The sequence below is a fragment of the Bifidobacterium sp. UTCIF-38 genome, assembly GCF_006454495.1.
Taxonomy (GTDB): Bacteria; Actinomycetota; Actinomycetes; order Actinomycetales; family Bifidobacteriaceae; genus Bifidobacterium; species Bifidobacterium callitrichos.
Map to the genome: position 1 here is coordinate 149,399 of NZ_JFAL01000006.1, position 16,576 is coordinate 165,974.

Sequence of the window (16,576 nt, forward strand, 5' to 3'; positions counted from 1 at the left end):
ATGTCCGGTGAGTGCACCACCGGTCAGAAGCTGAAAGGATACCACAGTGCTTATTGCACAGCGTCCGACTCTTACCGAGGAATCGCTGACCCCTCAGCGTTCTCGCTTCACCATCGAGCCGCTCGAACCGGGCTTCGGCTACACGCTTGGCAACTCGCTGCGTCGAACCCTGCTGAGCTCGATCCCGGGTGCCGCTGTGACGTCGGTGCGTATCTCCGGTGCTCTGCATGAGTTCACCACTCTGCCGGGTGTTCAGGAGGACGTCACTGAGATTCTGCTCAACGTCAAGGGCATCGTGCTCACCAGCGAGTACGACGAACCTGTCGTGATGTATCTGCGCAAGAGCGGGAAGGGCGAAGTCACCGCCGGTGACATCACCCCGCCTGCCGGTGTGACCATCGCCAACCCCGATATGCACATCGCCACCCTCGCCGAGGACGGCGAACTCGAGATCGAGTTCACTGTCGAGCGCGGCCGTGGCTACGTGCCGGCGGCGATGAACAAGCAGGATACCGATGAGATCGGCCGTATTCCGGTCGATTCCATCTATTCCCCCGTGCTCAAGGTGAGCTACAAGGTCGAGGCGACGCGTGTCGAACAGCGCACCGATTTCGACAAGCTCATCCTGGACGTGGAGACCGAGCCGGCCATCTCCCCGCGTGATGCGGTGGCTTCCGCCGGTTCCACCCTGGTGGAGCTCTTCGGCCTGTGCCGTGAGCTGAACACCCAGGCTGAAGGTGTCGAGGTCGGCCCCGCTCCGGTGGTGGAGGAGTCCAACCCCGAACTCGCCGTGCCGATCGAGGATCTCAACCTCACGCAGCGCAGCTACAACTGCCTCAAGCGCGAGGGTATCCACACCATCGGCGAGCTGGTCTCCCACACTGAGCAGGATCTGCTCGATATCCGCAATTTCGGTATGAAGTCCATTGACGAGGTCAAGGAGAAGCTCCAGTCCTTGGGTATGTCGCTCAAGGCCTCGCCGCTTGGTGGCTTCGATACCAACAATCTCGAAGGCGGCACCTTCTTCTCGCCTGAGGACGAGTGAGAACCCGTTAGCCGCAGTTCGACCAATCACGGGACCGGTTCGGACGTTCGGGCCACTGCCCACCTGAACCGGCCCTGCCAATAAGGAGTTACTATGCCCACACCTAAGCAGGGCCCGCGTCTGGCTTCCAGCCCGGCGCACGAGCGTCTGATGCTCGCGAACATGGCCACCAGCCTGTTCCAGAACGGCCGCATCGTCACCACGCTGCCGAAGGCCAAGCGCCTTCGTCCGCTGGCTGAGCGTCTGGTCACCTTCGCCAAGCGCGGTGATCTGCACTCCCGCCGCCGCGTGATGCGCGTCATCCGCAACAAGTCCGTCGTGCACGTGCTGTTCACCCAGATCGCCGAGCAGATGGAGCAGCGTGAGGGTGGCTACACCCGCATCGTGAAGATCGCCCCGCGCAAGGGCGACGCCGCTCCGGCCGCCATCATCGAGCTCGTCACCGAGCCGGTGAGCGCCAAGCAGGCCGTCGTGAAGGAAGCCGAGGCCGCGACCAAGGTCGCCGCTCCGGCCGAGGAGGCCCCGGCTGCCGAGGCTCCCACCGAGCAGGCTCCGGTCGAGGAGACCGTCGCCGAGCAGGCCGAGTGAGTCGTTCGACACCGAGCGCTCGATAACGCGATTCGAGGACCGAAATCCCGCAAGGGGGTTTCGGTCCTCGTCGTATATATGCCGCCCGTCTAGCCGTGAAACCATGTGTGATGGCACGTGATGGCGTGAGACGGCGTGTGACGGCATGTGAGGCGTGTGATGGTACAAGCCAAGTCACGTGTCACGTGCCCAAGCCGGCAATCACGAACGCTCCGCCGTGCGGTATCTTGGGACCCATGAGCGAGACGACGAACGAAACATGCAGAATACGGTTGCGCATCGATCTGGCGTATGACGGCGGTGCATTCTTCGGATGGGCAACGCAGCCCGCGATCCGCACCGTGCAAGGCGAGATCGAAACCGCGTTGCACCGTATCCTCCACGTCGAGGCGAGCGACCCCGATGAGCCGCTGCGACTGGTCGTGGCCGGACGTACGGATACCGGCGTGCACGCCAGCCATCAGGTCTGCCATCTCGACATCTCACCGGCCGTGCTGGAACGCGCCGTCGGACACATGCAGGTGCCGGCGACCACCGCGCTCGAACATCGCCTGCAGCGATTGCTGCCTCATGACATCGCAGTCCACCGCATCGGCGTGGCGCCTGCGGGGTTCGACGCGCGATTCTCCGCACTGGAACGCACGTACGTCTATCGCATCGCCGACCGGAAGAGCGAGGTCGATCCGCGATTGGCCGGATGCGTGCTGCACATCGACGACGATCTCGATCTCGACGCGATGAACCGGGCGGCGGCCGCCACGATCGGACTGCATGACTTCGGCTCCTTCGCCACGCCGAATCCGGGAGGAACGACGATCCGCGAAGTCAAACGCGCCTTCTGGACGCGCGTGCCATCCCGACCGCTCATCCCGGATGAGGGGCTGTCGGACACGGTGACATCGGACACGGTGACATCGGGCGCGTATATCGTGCCCACGCTCGAATCGGGACTCGTGTGCTTCACGATCGTGGCCGACGCGTTCGCCCGCAACATGGTGCGCTCCCTGGTCAACGCATGCGTGCAGGTCGGCATCGGCAAACGCGATCTCGACTGGTTCCTCGGCAAGATGGTCACACCGAAGCGCGAGGGATCCACCGGACCGATCGCCCCGCAGGGATTGACGCTCGAACACGTCGCCTATCCGGCGGACGATCTGCTCGCCAGTCGGGCGCAGGCGATTCGCGCCGTACGTACGCTGCCCGATACCGGTACTTCAGTGACGAGCGACACGCAAGAGCGGTGACGCATTCGTAACATTCCAGCGCGTTTGCCGAAACGGGGTCCGCATACGTTAGTCGTCATATCGGCGAGAAGCCTGGAGCACAACCTCAAGATTGCAAGGAAGTGGCACGATGATCGAATCGGCGGCGCAAAAGCTGGCTGCGGAACTGGTGGAACGACGAGAGGGCATCAATCGTGAACTGGCCCGCAACGGCGTGCGTTTCGGCGTGTACAAGAACGGCGAATACCATGACCGGCTGTTCCCCTACGATCCGATTCCGCGCATCATCGAATCCGACGAGTTCGACGAGCTGGAAGCCGGCCTCAAGCAGCGCGTCAACGCGCTCAACGCCTACCTGAAGGACATCTACTCGGACAAGAACATCATCCACGACGGCGTCGTCCCCGAGGAGTTCGTCTACACGTCCGCGGGGTACTATCCGCAGGTCAACGGCGTGACTCCGCCGGCCGGTGTGTTCGCGCACATCGCCGGCGAGGACCTCGTACAGGGGGAGGACGGCCGCTGGTGGGTGCTCGAGGACAACCTGCGCATCCCCTCCGGCGCCAGCTACCCGCTGTTCGCCCGTGACATCGAACGCCGAGCCAACCCTCGCCTGTTTCGCGAGGTGCGGGTGCGCGACAACCGCGACTACCCGCGACTGCTGCGCAAGGCCATGGACTTCGTCTCCACCGAGGGCATCGCCGTGGTGCTGACGCCGGGACGCTACAACTCCGCGTTCTTCGAACACGCCTACCTCGCCGAGAAGACCGGAGCCACGCTCGCCTTCCCCGAGGATCTCGAGGTCATGGAGAACAAGCTGTTCTTCCTCGACTACGCCGGCAACCGCCATCGCGTCGGCGTCGTCTACCGTCGTCTCGCCGACGACTATCTCGATCCGTTCGCGTTCAACCCCGACTCCGTGATCGGCGTGCCGGGGCTCCTGTCCGCATATCGCGCCGGCAACGTGGCCATCGTCAACGCGCCGGGCAACGGTGCTGCCGACGACAAGGCGATCTACTACTTCGTGCCCCAGATGATCAAGTACTATCTGGACGAGGAGCCGATCCTGCACAATGCGCCCACCTACATGCCGATGTTCGAGAAGGACCGCAAGGAGGTCCTGAGCCGCATGGACGAACTCGTCATCAAGGACGTGGCCGAGGCCGGCGGATACGGCGTGGTGTTCGGACGCGATCTCGACAAGGAGCATCGCGAGGAGCTCGCCGACCGTATCAAGGAGGATCCGCGCCGTTTCATCGCGCAGGAGATCATCCAGTTCCGCGACATCGATGTGGTCGACCCGGCCACCGGCGAGCACAGTCCGCGCAAAGCCGATCTGCGCGCGTTCGTCGTGACCGGCCAGAACACGCATGTATGGTATTCGGGCCTGACGCGCTACTCGTCGGTGCCCGGTCAGATGATCGTCAACTCCTCTCAGGGAGGCGGTTTCAAGGACACGTGGGTGCTTGCTCCCAAGAACCGTACGATTCCGAACCACGGCGAGGAGATCGAATCGGTCAACCTCATGCCGCATGCGCGCAAGCATTCGCTGCAGCTGGTCACCGCGTCCAAGGCCGACAACCTGTACTGGCTGGGCCGCTACACCGAGCGTGCGTTCACCACGCTGGTCCAGTTCTACCCGTTCTACGACCGCGTGATGGACGACAATCCGGATGCCTTCCGTCCCTTCGCCCGCGCGCTCGATCTGCCCGAGGACTTCGAGGACTTCGATACGTTCATCCACTCGTTCCTCTACGACGGCACGAACCCCGATTCGGTGCGTAGTGCCATCGTCTCCGCGTTCAACAATGCGGTCGTGCTGCGCCCCGAGCTGTCGTCGCGTCTGCTGCAGTACGTCGAACTGGCGGTGACGAACATCACCAACGCCGCCGAACGCTCCGCCAGCTCCTCGGACATCTACTCCCAGCGCGACATCGCCGACGACATGCTGGCCTTCTGGGGCGGCATCGAGAACTCGGCAGCCGACATGACGCTGAAGGCGTTCATCTTCATCGGCAAGTACATCGAGCGCCTCGACCTGTACACGAGGTTCGGCATGCCCATCGAGGAGATGGAGGCGCCGTTGAGGAAGCTCAGCTCGTACTCGCATGCGCTGGACGGCATGCCGCTGCCGCAGTGCTTCGCCGAGGGCGTCGGCTGGCTGCTCGGCCAGCTGCCGCAGCGCGGCTACCCCGAGCTGACGGCTCGGCTGCAGGAGTTCCTCGACGACTTCGGCAAGCGTTCGATCACCGGCGATCGCAAGGATCCGGGATCATTCAGCGCGATGAATATGGACGCGCGCCGTCCGTGAACCGAGACGAAGCTGGTAAGGTGGAAAGAGATTCATCACATCTTACGGAGCCCTGATTCATGAAAAAACTGGTGTTTGACTACGAGATGAAGCTCAGCTTCAGCTCGCCCGTCACCGATCACCGTTTCCAGCTGCGGTGCATCCCCTCGACCGGTCCGCGTCAGCAGGTCGTTGATGTGGAGATCGACATCGAACCTCAGGTGGAGTTGGAAACGACCATCGACTCCTTCGACTCGGTGGTGAAGACCGGCTATATCGCCGAGCCCCATGATGTGTTCAACTACAAGGTGACCGGCATCGCGTTCGTCGACAACGAGCACATCAAGACGGAGATCTACAAGCCGCTGTATCGCTTCGACTCGGCGCTGACGATCCCCGGGCCCGCAGTCGATGCGCTGACCGACATCTGTCGTCGGCGTCTCGAGGCGCTGCCCGAGGATGCGTCGCCGGTCGACAAGGCGCGCGAGATCATGGATGAGGTGTACAAGGCGTTCGTCTACACGCCCGGATCCACCACCATTCGCACCACCGCCGAGGAGGCGCTCGCCCAGCGCAAGGGCGTATGTCAGGACTATGCGCATGTGATGCTGTCCGTGTGCCGCCATTGCGGTCTGATCGCCCGGTACATCGCCGGTCTGCTCGGCGGCGAGGGCGCCACGCACGCATGGGTGGAGATCTATCAGGGGCATCGCTGGATCGGTCTTGATCCGACGCACAACCGCATGGTCGATGACAACTACATCACGATCGCCCACGGGCGTGACTACCGCGACTGCATGCTCGACATCGGCATCTTCTCCGGGTACAACGTCCAGCAGCATCAATGGGTCAACGCCTCCGTCCACGAACAGGCGCTGTAATCCTCTCCCTCTCCTATGCCCCTATATCCCTCGTATTCGGATCCTCGTATTCGGATCCCTTGTCGGGGTGCTGCACTGCGAAGCGGGTCTGAGGGAGTGTCGTGATGAGGAACCGCTGATGCGCGACGCGCCCGACTTGCGCCGGTCGTGCTGGTGCTTATAATAAACAGGTTGCGTTTTCGCAGCGAATGGATGAATGTCCGAGCGGTCTAAGGAGCACGCCTCGAAAGCGTGTGAGGGCAACCCCCTCCGCGAGTTCGAATCTCGCTTCATCCGCCCTTGAGGGTTCCGAGTGATTCACTCGGACCCTTTTTTCATGCCGAAACCGTTGGTGAAGGAAAGCCATCTCCCCATCCCGACGCCCTGAACGTTGCTTCGTTCTGGGTGTCGCTTCGTCTTGAATATCACTTCGTTCTGAGCGTCACTTATTACCGAAATTCGTCCATTGTCTGGAAATTTGTGACGCTGAGTAATCGCCAGCGTCACAAATTTCCGAGGTGTGGGGCGATTTCGGGAAAACATGACGCTGAGGAGTGATCGGGGGCAGTTGACCGGGGTAGTTGACCGGGGGCGCCGGTCAACTGAACAGGGCGGCGTCGAAGGTGGGGTAGCCGAGGTCGAAGGCGCGCCAGGCTCGTGCCGTTGCGACTTGGGACAGCCATTTCAGGGTCTTGGCCGAGGCACGGATCGCGGCGTCCGATTCGTTGTCCGTCGTGGATTCGTTGGATGTCGTGGCTTCGCCGATGGCTCCGCTGATCGCGTCGAGATATTCGCGGGCGCAGTTCATCTCCACGACGGAAACGGTGTTCGCGGTGATTCCCGTGGCGGGATCGCTGATCGAATCGGGGTGACTGATCAGATCGTCGACGGTGTAGACCTTGCGACGTGGGTCCTTGTCCGTACCGGAGAGCGAGAACAGGTGCTGTGCGGCGGTTTTGTGGTTGTCGGACATCGCGAGCGTGGCGCCGTTCACCTTGCGGGCGGCGAGGACCTCGATGGAGAATCCGGCGCGATCCTCGGCCAGGGCGATCGCGTCGAGTGCCTGATCGGCGATATCCAGCTTCACGACGTCGCCGTAGTCAACGGTGGCGGGGGAGAGCGCGGGCAATCCCAATCGGGAGGCCAGCTGCTGCGCGGCATACGATGCCTGTGCGGCATGAAGCGTGCCCTCGGCGAATCGCCCCGTGCAGTTGACGGCCACGTCGGTCCACGCATCGGCGGCGGTGCGGGCGGCGAGGTATCGCATCATCATCGGCCGGCCGTCGGCTCCTTCCCCTCCGGAGGTGGCGGCCAGATAGGAGCTTTCGCAGACGCTCAATGCGGTCGCGTCGTCGACCTGAGCCTGAAGATGGGGCAGACCGGAGGCGCAGCCGGAAAGTGAGGCGATCATGGCGAGCGAGACTGCCGCCGCGGTCCATACGCGTGCGTGGCGTGCGCGAAGTATGCGGTGCGTACGACGAACGTGCATCGCGCATACGCCGAGGGCCGAACCGGCATGGGTGTCCGAATCCCGAAGTGTCTGCATAAAACAGTAGAGTAAACACCGACTATGACCATATCGGCCGAAGACGGGCCAATCGTCGCGACAAGCCGTAATAACTTAAGGGAGGTCTTGCGAAATGGAACTGGACCTGACGTCAATCCACAAGCTCGCAGCGGAGCAGAACATCGATGCGGAAACGCTTGATGCCGCTCTTTCGGAGGCGCTCCGACTCGCGTATCTCAAGACCCCGCATGCGGCCAAGCACGCCCGCGTCGAACTTGACGAGCGTGCCGGCACCCTCACCATCTGGGCGGCGGACGAGATTCCGGGCACGCCCACCGAGGACGATCCGCATCCGGCCCCGACGATCGGCGAGGAGTACGATGACACGCCGAAGGACTTCGGACGTCTCGCCGCCTCCACCGCCCGTCAGGTGCTGTCCCAGCTGTTCCGCCATGCGGAGGACGAGCGCGTGCTCGGTGCCTTCGCTGATCAGAAGGGCAAGCTCATCACGGGCATCGTCCAGCAGGATGTGAAGGACCCGTCCAACGTGCATATCGCCGTGGGCGACGTCGAGGCCCTGCTGCCGCGTCGTGAGCAGGTGCCCGGCGAACGGTACCGTCACGGCGAGCGTCTGCGCGTGTTCGTCGTGAACGTCGGTCGCGGCGTGAGAGGTCCGGAGGTCGTCGTCTCCCGTTCCCACCCGGATCTGGTGCGTTGCCTGTTCGAGCGCGAGGTCCCGGAGCTGGCGTCCGGTGCGGTGTCGATCATGGCGATCGCCCGTGAGGCCGGCGCCCGAACGAAGATCGCGGTGAAGGCCAACACCGATGGAGTGAACCCCAAGGGTGCGCTCATCGGACCGGGAGGTGCGCGAGTGCGTGCGGTGATGGAGAACCTCGGCCCGGAGAAGATCGATATCGTCGACTACTCCGAGGATCCGGCCAAGTTCGTCGCATCCGCCCTCTCGCCCGCAGTGGCGACCGGCGTGCAGGTCATCAGCGAGAAGAACAAGACGGCCATCGCCTTCATCCACGACGACCAGCTCTCCCTCGCCATCGGCAGGGAAGGGCAGAACGCCCGTCTTGCCGCCAAGCTCACCGGCTGGAAGATCGGCATCGAGTCCGCCGAGGCTCATGCCAGGAAGGTCGCCGCCGAAAAGGCCGACTGATCCGAATACATGACCACGCCCGGCGGCGCAATCGCCGGGCGTGGCACATCCAGCGTACTGAGTATGCTTGTTGCGGTATGCCGGGCGCAAGCATGCCCGGCCGAAGAATGAGGAATTCACAATCATGGTCGTACGATGAACAGGCTCGCCGTCATCGAGATTTGACCGCGCCGGCGCGTGGTCACGATAAGGAGAACAAGTAGTGGCGAAACCACGCGTTTATGAAATTGCCAAGGCCCTTGGCGTCGACAGCAAGACCGTGCTGGAGAAGCTCAAGGATATGGGGGAGTTCGTCAAGTCCGCCTCCTCCACCGTCGAACCTCCGGTGGTTCGCAAATTGAAGTCCGCCTTCGCCGACCAGAATGGTCACGGCGACAAGGGCGGCAAGCAGGGTCAGGGCGCGCGTCCCGCGACCCCGGGTCCGAGGCCCTCCAAGCCGGTCGCTCCTGCGCCGCACGCCCCGCACGATAATTCGCATACGCACGATGCTGCGCCGAAGCCGGCAGCACCGTCCCCGGCTCCGATGCCGGGTCCGTCCCACGCCGCACACGCCGGCGCGGAGAACCGTCAGTATGCGACGCCGACCCCCGGCGCCCGTCCCGGTCCGCGTCCGGCCCGTCCCGGCCAGCAGCACGATCAGCAGTCCGGACAGCGTCGTGACCGTCAGGATCGCGGTGAGCGCGGCGAACGCGGAGATCGTCAGGATCGTCGCGATCGTCAGGATCGCGGCCGTCGTTCCCCGATGCAGGGCCGTCCGTCCCGTCCGGGTGCACGTCCGCAGGGCGATCATCGCGGCGGCCAGAACGGTCAGGGACAGAACCCGGCCGGTGGCCAGCACACCTCCGCCACCCCGTCCGCGCCGACTCCGCATACGCCGGGTCCGCGTCCGGGCAACAACCCGTTCAGCCGCAAGCAGGGCATGCATACCCCGACTCCCGGCGACATCCCGCGTCCGCACCCGATGGCCCGTCCGACCGTGAACGACAACCGCGGCGGCGGCCGAGGCCGTGGTGGTCAGGCACAGCGCGGCGGTTTCCGCAACGGTCGTCCCGGTCAGGGCGGCGCTGGTGCACAGGGCGCACGTCCGGGCCAGTGGGGCCACAATCGTCCGGGTCAGGGCGGCGGCCAGCAGGGTACGGGTGCGCAGCACGGCGGCTTCCGTCCCGGTCAGGGCGGCGGCTTCCAGAACAACGGTCCGAGCAGTGGCAACAGCGGTCCCGCGCGCGGCGGTCGCGGCGGTCGCGGCGGCGCTGCAGGCGCGTTCGGCCGTCAGGGCGGCAAGAGCTCCAAGGCCCGTAAGAACAGGCTGGCGAAGCGCCGCGAGTACGAGGAGATCAAAGCGCCGACCATCGGCGGCGTGCGCATCCCCCGCGGCAACGGCCAGACCATCCGTCTGCGTCAGGGCGCGTCCCTGGCCGATCTGGCGGAGAAGATCGACGTCAATCCGGCTGCTCTCGTGACCGTGATGTTCCATCTCGGCGAGATGGCCACGGCCACGCAGTCCCTGGACGAGTCCACGTTCCAGATCCTGGGCGAGGAGATCGGCTGGAACATCCAGATCGTCTCCGCCGAGGAGGAGGACAAGGAGCTGCTCCAGCAGTTCGACATCGATCTGGACGGCGAGGAGCTGCAGGAGGACGAGGATCTCAAGCCCCGTCCGCCGGTCGTCACCGTCATGGGCCATGTCGATCATGGTAAGACCCGACTGCTGGACACCATCCGCAAGACCAACGTCATCGAAGGCGAGGCCGGCGGCATCACCCAGCGCATCGGCGCCTACCAGGTGACGGTCACGCTGGAGGGCGAGCAGCGCAAGATCACGTTCCTCGATACCCCTGGCCACGAGGCGTTCACCGCCATGCGTGCCCGTGGTGCCGAGCTCACCGACGTCGCGATCCTCGTGGTCGCGGCCGATGACGGCGTGATGCCGCAGACCGTCGAGGCCATCAACCACGCGCAGGCGGCCAAGGTACCGATCGTCGTGGCGGTCAACAAGATCGATAAGCCGGGTGCGAACCCCGAGAAGGTGCGCGGCCAGCTCACCGAGTTCGGTCTGGTGCCGGAGGAGTACGGCGGCAACACGATGTTCGTCGACATCTCGGCCAAGCAGAACATCAACGTGGACAAGCTCCTCGAGGCGGTGCTGCTCACCGCCGACGCGGATCTCGATCTGCGTGCGAACCCGAACATGGACGCCCGTGGCGCGACCATCGAGGCCAGGCTCGACAAGGGCCGCGGCGCCGTGGCCACCGTGCTCGTCCAGCAGGGCACCCTGCACGTGGGCGACGCGATCGTGGCCGGCACGTCCTACGGCCGTGTGCGCGCCATGCTCGACGAGAACGGCAAGCATATGGAGGAGGCCGCTCCGTCCACGCCGGTCCAGGTGCTGGGTCTGACCTCCGTGCCGACCGCAGGCGACCTGTTCCTGGTGGCTCCGGACGACCGCACCGCGCGTCAGATCGCCGAGAAGCGTCAGGCCACCGAGCGTGCCGCTCAGCTGGCCAAGCGCCGCAAGATCGTCTCCCTCGAGTCCCTCAAGGAGCAGTTCGCCAAGTCCGAGGTGGATATGCTCAACATCGTCATCAAGGGCGATTCCTCCGGCTCCGTCGAGGCGCTTGAGGACTCCCTGATGAAGATCGAGGTGTCCGATGAGGTCGGCATCCAGGTCATCCACCGCGGCGTCGGCGCGATCACCCAGAACGACGTCAACCTCGCCACGGTCGACAAGGCCGTCATCATCGGCTTCAACGTGCGTCCGAACCGCCAGGTGCAGGACCTCGCCGACCGCGAGGGCGTGGAGATCAAGTACTACTCGATCATCTACAAGGCCATCGAGGACATCGAGGCCGCCCTCAAGGGCATGCTCAAGCCGGAATACGAGGAGGTCGTCACCTCCCACTCCGAGATCCGCGAGATCTTCCGCTCCTCCAAGTTCGGCAACATCGCCGGCGTCATGGTGCAGGACGGCGAGGTCAAGCGCGGTACGAAGTGCCGTATTCTACGCAACGGCGTCGCCACGGTCAACGATCTGGAGATCTCCTCGCTGCGTCGTTTCAAGGACGACGTCCAGTCGGTCAAGGAAGGCTACGAGGCCGGTATCAACCTCGGCTCCTTCAACGACATCGAGATCGGCGACATCATCGAGACCTTCGAGATGCGCGAGATCGAGCGCAAGTAAGCGCGCACACAGGTACGCGCACAGGTAATCGGAAACCGGTTTTCCGTCCCAGCCGATGGCCCCCTCCACTCGAGGGGGCTTCGGCCGTTTGAAAGGAACTTCCATGGCAGGATCCAACCCCCGCGCCGCGAGGATCGCGGCCCTGATCCAGCGTGTCATCGCCTCGTCGATCGAACGTGAGCTGCATGACAAGCGTCTGTCGAACATCACCATCACCGAGGTCCGCGTGACCAACGATCTGCAGATCGCCAAGGTCTACTGGACCCAGTACGGACACGAGGGCCGCGAGCAGGGCGAGCGCAAGCGCGCCCAGCAGGCCCTCGATCAGGCCAAGGGTCATCTGCGCACGCTCGTCGGCCACAAGGCCGGCCTGCGCCTGACCCCGCAGCTGCAGTTCGTCTTCGACGAGGTGCCCGGCGAGGCCCACGAGATCGAGGACATCCTCGCTCTGGCCCGCAAGCGCGACGAGGATCTCGCCCGCGCCCGCGCGAACGCCCAGTACGCCGGCGACGCGGATCCGTACAAGCACGACGACGAGCCCGCGGACGATGCGTCCGACGGCTTCGACGACGACGGCTTCGGTGACGACGACGGCTTCGACGATTTCGACGAGCCCGACGAATCCGCTGATGATACGTCCGCTGACGATACGGCTCCGGACGATACGGACGGCCGCGCGTGAGTGACGGTCTGCTCATCGTCGACAAGCCGCTGGGCGTGACCAGCTTCGACGCGGTCGCCGCCGTACGTGGCGCCCTGCACACGAAGAAGGTCGGACACGCCGGCACGCTTGATCCGATGGCCACCGGCATGCTGGTCATCGGATTCGGTCGTGCCACGCGTCTGCTCCAGTACATCGTCGAACATGACAAGACCTACGAGGCGACGATCCGTCTTGGCATGCGCACCACCACCGACGACGCCGAAGGCGAGACAATCATCGATCCCGAGGCGTCCGAGCGGTGGTCGGCGCTGTCCGATCGAACCGTCGAGCCGGAGACGGAAGCGGAAACGGATGAAACGGGCGATTCGGCGCAGGCCGTCGCGTCATCGACCGCGAGGGCCTGGCGGGGCCTGATCGAACGGACCATCGCCGAGCGGTTCCTCGGCGACATCGAGCAGGTGCCGAACACCTTCTCCGCCATCAAGATCAACGGCAAACGCGCATACGATCTCGCCCGCGAAGGCAGGGACGTCGAACTCAGGTCGCGCCCCGTGCACATCGCCGAGTTCTCGGTGCTGGACGTGAGGATCGGGCGCACGTCGTCCGTGCTCGCCGGCGCCCCGCTGATCACCACGGGTGACGCAAAGGTCGACGCGACGATCCCGGTCATCGACGTGGACGTGCGCGTCAGCTGCTCGTCGGGCACGTATATCCGCGCGCTGGCACGTGATCTGGGCGAGACGCTCGGCGTCGGCGGTCATCTGACACGCCTGCGTCGCACGCGCGTCGGACGGTTCGCGCTACCCGACGACCGTTCCGGACTCGGCACCACGGTGCAGGCGATCACCGCGCACGCCGAGCAGAGAACCTTCACCAATCGCGAGGGAGAGACGATCACCCGCGCTCGATGCGTGCTGGACACGCCCGAAGAGCTGTCCGGCGAGGAACGGACCGACTGGCTTCTCGCCCGGGCCGTTCCCATGGGCGATGCCGCACGCGGTGCGATGCCCGTCATCGAGATCGACGACGCCGAGGCGCGCGAACTGCGGTTCGGGCGTCGTCTCGAACGCCGGCTCGCCGGTGATGTCATGCAGGCGGCCGCCATCGTCCCGGCCACGGCAGGCACGTCCGATCAGCGGTCCGAGACACGGTCCGGTGCGCAGGACGATGTCGTAGCGATCGTCGAGCGGGCCAACGCGCACCAGATCAAGCCGAGCGTCGTCTTCCCCGCCGAATAGCCACTGAATCCCCATGTAGCCCCCGCATAATCGCCCGCATAACCCGCCCGACCGCGAGCCACCAGTACTGCTAAAGTGGACGCGGACGGCGCCGGGAATCGCGCGGAATATCCCCGACCCCTTGAAAACACTGGAATCCCCGAGGAACGACCATGGCAATGAACATCACGTATCTGACCCCAGACGAGAACGGCGACGTCGCATGGCCCGCCTTCGACAACGACAAGCGCGCCGTGGTCACGCTGGGCGCGTTCGACGGTATGCATCTGGGACATCAGGCGGTCATCCGCCGCGTGGTCGAGCTCGCCCACCGGCATGACGCGTTCTCCATCGTCATTCTCTTTGATCCGCGTCCCGCGTTCGTGCATCGCTGGACCGCCGCGCATGACGGCGAGGAGCCCGGCGAGGGCATCATCGACGCGAACGCCCTCAACGGTGTGGATGATCGACTGAAGACGCTGGAGGAACTCGGCGTCGAACACACGCTCGTCGTGCGATACACGATGGCGTTCGCCGCGAAATCGTACATCTTCTTCCTTGGCCAGCTCACCGGCAAGCTCGGCATGCGCACGCTCGTGCTCGGTTCCGACGCCGCCATGGGCGCCGGACGCAAGGGCGACGTCAAGTCGATCGAGAACCTCGCGGCCGCGACCGGCGTGTTCGAACTCGACGTGGTCGACGACCGCGGCCCCGGCGAGGTGCGCATCCCGCTGGGCTGGAAGCCTGAAATGCCGGGGGAGTGGGGCGAGCCCGCCGACCCGCTCGCCTTGATGAGCAAGGCCGAACGCCGAGCCTGGAGCAAGCGGAACCAGGCGAGGGCCACGCGCTCATGGAGCTCCAGCAACGTGCGCTATCTGCTCGGTCATGGCCGTATCAAGGATGCGAACGCGATCCTCGGACGTCTCCACGCCGTCACCGGCGTCGTCGTCCACGGCGAGGAGCGCGGACGGACGATCGGCTTCCCGACGGCGAACCTCTCCGAGGACGTCATCGGATACCTGCCGGTCGACGGCGTGTACGCCGGATGGCTCGTCGACGGCGAGAGCCGCTGGCCTGCCGCGATCTCCATCGGCACCAAGCCCACGTTCAGCGAGAAGACGGGCCTCAACGAGCGGGTCGTCGAAGCATATGCGATCACCGATGACTGGCTGGAGCTCTACGGACACACCGTGCGCGTCGAATTCGCCGGATTCCTGCGTCCCCAGGTCAGGTTCGACGGCGTCGACGAGCTCACGGCCGAACTGAAGCGCAACGTCGAGGAGACGAGGCGGCTCCTCGCCTGACGACGGACTGCACAGCGACAGCGGCGAAGCGCTACAGCAGCGCGTCCAACGCCGCCTTGACCGACGACACCTGCACGATCGTGAGCCCCGGAATCGCCACGTGCTTGCGTAGCCGGGGCGTCACGGCCGTCGTGAAGCCCAATCGCGCCGCCTCGCGCAGACGGTACTCGAGCCGCGGCGCGGGCCGCACCTGACCGGTCAGCGAGATCTCGCCGATCGCGCAGGTCGTGCGGGCGATCGGCGCATGCTTCGCGGCGCTCGCCAACGCGGCTACGATCGCGAGGTCACAGGCAGGTTCCTTCGCCAACCCACCGGCGATCGTCGAAACATACAGATCGTTCGACAGCAGATTCACCCGTCCGTGACGGTACAGCACCGCCACCAGCATCGCGATGCGATTGGCGTCCACGCCGTTGACGGCGCGGCGCGGCGTCGGCAGCACCGAGTTCGTCACCAGCGACTGGATCTCGATCGGCAGGGAGCGGTGGCCGTCCAGTGTGAACGTCACGCAGGTGCCCTCCACAGGGGCGTCGGCCTGCGCATCGTCCGCCGACTCGGTATCCGCCGACTCGACCCCCGCCGCAGTGGACAGGAACAGCCCAGCCGGGTCGGTCACCTCCTCGATGCCCTCGCCGCTCATATCGAAGCAGCCGACCTCGTCGGTCGGACCGAAACGGTTCTTCACCGCGCGCAGCATCCTGAGCGCCGTCTCCGCATCGCCCTCGAACTGGCAGACCACGTCCACCAGATGCTCCAATGTGCGAGGACCGGCGATCGAACCGTCCTTCGTGACGTGTCCGACGAGCAGCACCGGCACGTCCAGGGTCTTGGCCACGTCGATCAGGGCGCTCGCCACCTCGCGCACCTGCGTGGACCCGCCGGAGATGCCGTCGACGTCCTGCGAGACGATCGTCTGCGCCGAATCGACGATCGCCAGCGTCGGGCGCTCCTGTTCGATCAGTCCCAGCACGGTGGCGAGGTCCGTCGTGGCGGCGAGCAGCAGATTCGGCTCGACCGCGTTGATGCGGGAGGCGCGCAGCCGCACCTGCCCCTGCGATTCCTCTCCGGACACGTACAGCACGCGACCGCCGGCCGCGGCGTGGGCGCGCGCGATGTTGCCGGCGGTCTCCAGCAGCAGCGTCGACTTGCCGATGCCCGGCTCGCCGGCCACCAGCACCACCGAACCGGGGACGATGCCCCCGCCGAGAACGCGGTCGAATTCCAAGAATCCCGTGGGGATGCGCGTCACGTCGTCGGTGCCGATCTCGGTGATCGGACGGGCGGCTCCGGCCGCCACTGCCACCGACCTTGTACGGGACACGCGCCCGTCCGCGCCGATGCCCGTTGCGGCTCCCGCGGCGCCCGATGCGCGGCGGGCGGCCGAGGTGCGCGTTGCCGCCGCGGGGCGTGCCTCATGGAATTCGTCGATGGTGCCCCATTGCCCGCACTCGGGGCATTTGCCGAACCATTTCGCGCCGGTCCACCCGCATTCGGAACACAGGTAATGCACATTCGTTTTTGCCATATTCCGACGC

12 protein-coding genes and 1 tRNA gene are annotated in these 16,576 nt (G+C 65.1%); 11 read left to right on the top strand and 2 right to left on the bottom strand.

The features are described 5' to 3' along the window. Positions 1-46: 46 nt before the first annotated feature. The 6 genes from BW11_RS03030 (at position 47) to BW11_RS03055 (ending at position 6,303) form a co-directional block, all read left to right on the top strand. On the top strand, positions 47-1,045 hold the full coding sequence (locus BW11_RS03030; protein WP_140444500.1) for a DNA-directed RNA polymerase subunit alpha: 999 nt from the start codon (positions 47-49) through the stop codon (positions 1,043-1,045). A 93-nt stretch (positions 1,046-1,138) separates the two neighbouring features. Continuing rightward, on the top strand, positions 1,139-1,633 hold the full coding sequence (rplQ, locus tag BW11_RS03035) for a 50S ribosomal protein L17 (RefSeq protein WP_140444499.1): 495 nt from the start codon (positions 1,139-1,141) through the stop codon (positions 1,631-1,633). 236 nt (positions 1,634-1,869) lie between these two features. Continuing rightward, the gene (locus tag BW11_RS03040; RefSeq protein ID WP_181162453.1) at positions 1,870-2,877 is read left to right on the top strand and encodes a tRNA pseudouridine(38-40) synthase TruA; all 1,008 of its coding nucleotides are present in this window, start codon (positions 1,870-1,872) and stop codon (positions 2,875-2,877) included. 109 nt (positions 2,878-2,986) lie between these two features. Further along, complete coding sequence (locus BW11_RS03045) at positions 2,987-5,167, top strand: circularly permuted type 2 ATP-grasp protein (protein WP_140444498.1); 2,181 nt, start codon at positions 2,987-2,989, stop codon at positions 5,165-5,167. 59 nt (positions 5,168-5,226) lie between these two features. Beyond that, positions 5,227-6,027, top strand: a complete 801-nt coding sequence (locus BW11_RS03050; protein ID WP_043164466.1) for a transglutaminase family protein — start codon at positions 5,227-5,229, stop codon at positions 6,025-6,027. 190 nt (positions 6,028-6,217) lie between these two features. After that, a tRNA-Ser gene (locus BW11_RS03055) sits at positions 6,218-6,303 on the top strand. 301 nt (positions 6,304-6,604) lie between these two features. Here the strand turns inward: BW11_RS03055 and BW11_RS03060 are convergent. Further along, positions 6,605-7,552 (bottom strand): hypothetical protein, encoded by a 948-nt coding sequence (locus BW11_RS03060; RefSeq protein WP_140444497.1) that lies wholly within the window; start codon positions 7,550-7,552, stop codon positions 6,605-6,607. Positions 7,553-7,646: 94 nt separating this feature from the next. Here BW11_RS03060 and nusA point away from each other — a divergent pair, with 94 nt between their 5' ends. The 5 genes from nusA (at position 7,647) to BW11_RS03085 (ending at position 15,041) form a co-directional block, all read left to right on the top strand. Continuing rightward, positions 7,647-8,678: a transcription termination factor NusA gene (gene nusA / locus BW11_RS03065; RefSeq protein ID WP_107043727.1), complete on the top strand. Its 1,032-nt coding sequence runs from the start codon at positions 7,647-7,649 to the stop codon at positions 8,676-8,678. A 202-nt stretch (positions 8,679-8,880) separates the two neighbouring features. Then, a complete protein-coding gene (infB, locus tag BW11_RS03070; protein WP_140444496.1) occupies positions 8,881-11,856 on the top strand; it encodes a translation initiation factor IF-2 in 2,976 nt (991 codons plus the stop codon). A 103-nt stretch (positions 11,857-11,959) separates the two neighbouring features. Next, positions 11,960-12,538: a 30S ribosome-binding factor RbfA gene (gene rbfA / locus BW11_RS03075; RefSeq protein ID WP_140444495.1), complete on the top strand. Its 579-nt coding sequence runs from the start codon at positions 11,960-11,962 to the stop codon at positions 12,536-12,538. Further along, positions 12,535-13,758 carry a tRNA pseudouridine(55) synthase TruB gene (locus tag BW11_RS03080; protein ID WP_258184482.1) on the top strand — a complete coding sequence of 408 codons (1,224 nt, stop codon included), beginning with the start codon at positions 12,535-12,537 and terminating at the stop codon, positions 13,756-13,758. Before rbfA ends, BW11_RS03080 begins: the two co-directional genes overlap by 4 nt. A 158-nt stretch (positions 13,759-13,916) precedes the next feature. Beyond that, a complete protein-coding gene (locus BW11_RS03085) occupies positions 13,917-15,041 on the top strand; it encodes a riboflavin kinase (RefSeq protein ID WP_140444530.1) in 1,125 nt (374 codons plus the stop codon). A gap of 31 nt (positions 15,042-15,072) precedes the next feature. On the opposite strand, the gene radA is transcribed toward BW11_RS03085, so the two are convergent. After that, entirely contained in the window at positions 15,073-16,566 is a 1,494-nt protein-coding gene (gene radA / locus BW11_RS03090) for a DNA repair protein RadA (protein ID WP_140444494.1), read from the bottom strand. Positions 16,567-16,576: the final 10 nt, after the last annotated feature.

What these genes read in the sequence shown, in the direction of transcription:
- BW11_RS03050 (WP_043164466.1), top strand. Translation starts at nt 5,227, where the DNA reads ATGAAAAAACTGGTGTTTGACTACGAGATGAAGCTCAGCTTCAGCTCG.
- rplQ (WP_140444499.1), top strand. Translation starts at nt 1,139, where the DNA reads ATGCCCACACCTAAGCAGGGCCCGCGTCTGGCTTCCAGCCCGGCGCAC.
- BW11_RS03060 (WP_140444497.1), bottom strand. Translation starts at nt 7,552, where the DNA reads ATGCAGACACTTCGGGATTCGGACACCCATGCCGGTTCGGCCCTCGGC.
- BW11_RS03040 (WP_181162453.1), top strand. Translation starts at nt 1,870, where the DNA reads ATGAGCGAGACGACGAACGAAACATGCAGAATACGGTTGCGCATCGAT.
- BW11_RS03045 (WP_140444498.1), top strand. Translation starts at nt 2,987, where the DNA reads ATGATCGAATCGGCGGCGCAAAAGCTGGCTGCGGAACTGGTGGAACGA.
- rbfA (WP_140444495.1), top strand. Translation starts at nt 11,960, where the DNA reads ATGGCAGGATCCAACCCCCGCGCCGCGAGGATCGCGGCCCTGATCCAG.
- BW11_RS03085 (WP_140444530.1), top strand. Translation starts at nt 13,917, where the DNA reads ATGAACATCACGTATCTGACCCCAGACGAGAACGGCGACGTCGCATGG.
- nusA (WP_107043727.1), top strand. Translation starts at nt 7,647, where the DNA reads ATGGAACTGGACCTGACGTCAATCCACAAGCTCGCAGCGGAGCAGAAC.
- radA (WP_140444494.1), bottom strand. Translation starts at nt 16,566, where the DNA reads ATGGCAAAAACGAATGTGCATTACCTGTGTTCCGAATGCGGGTGGACC.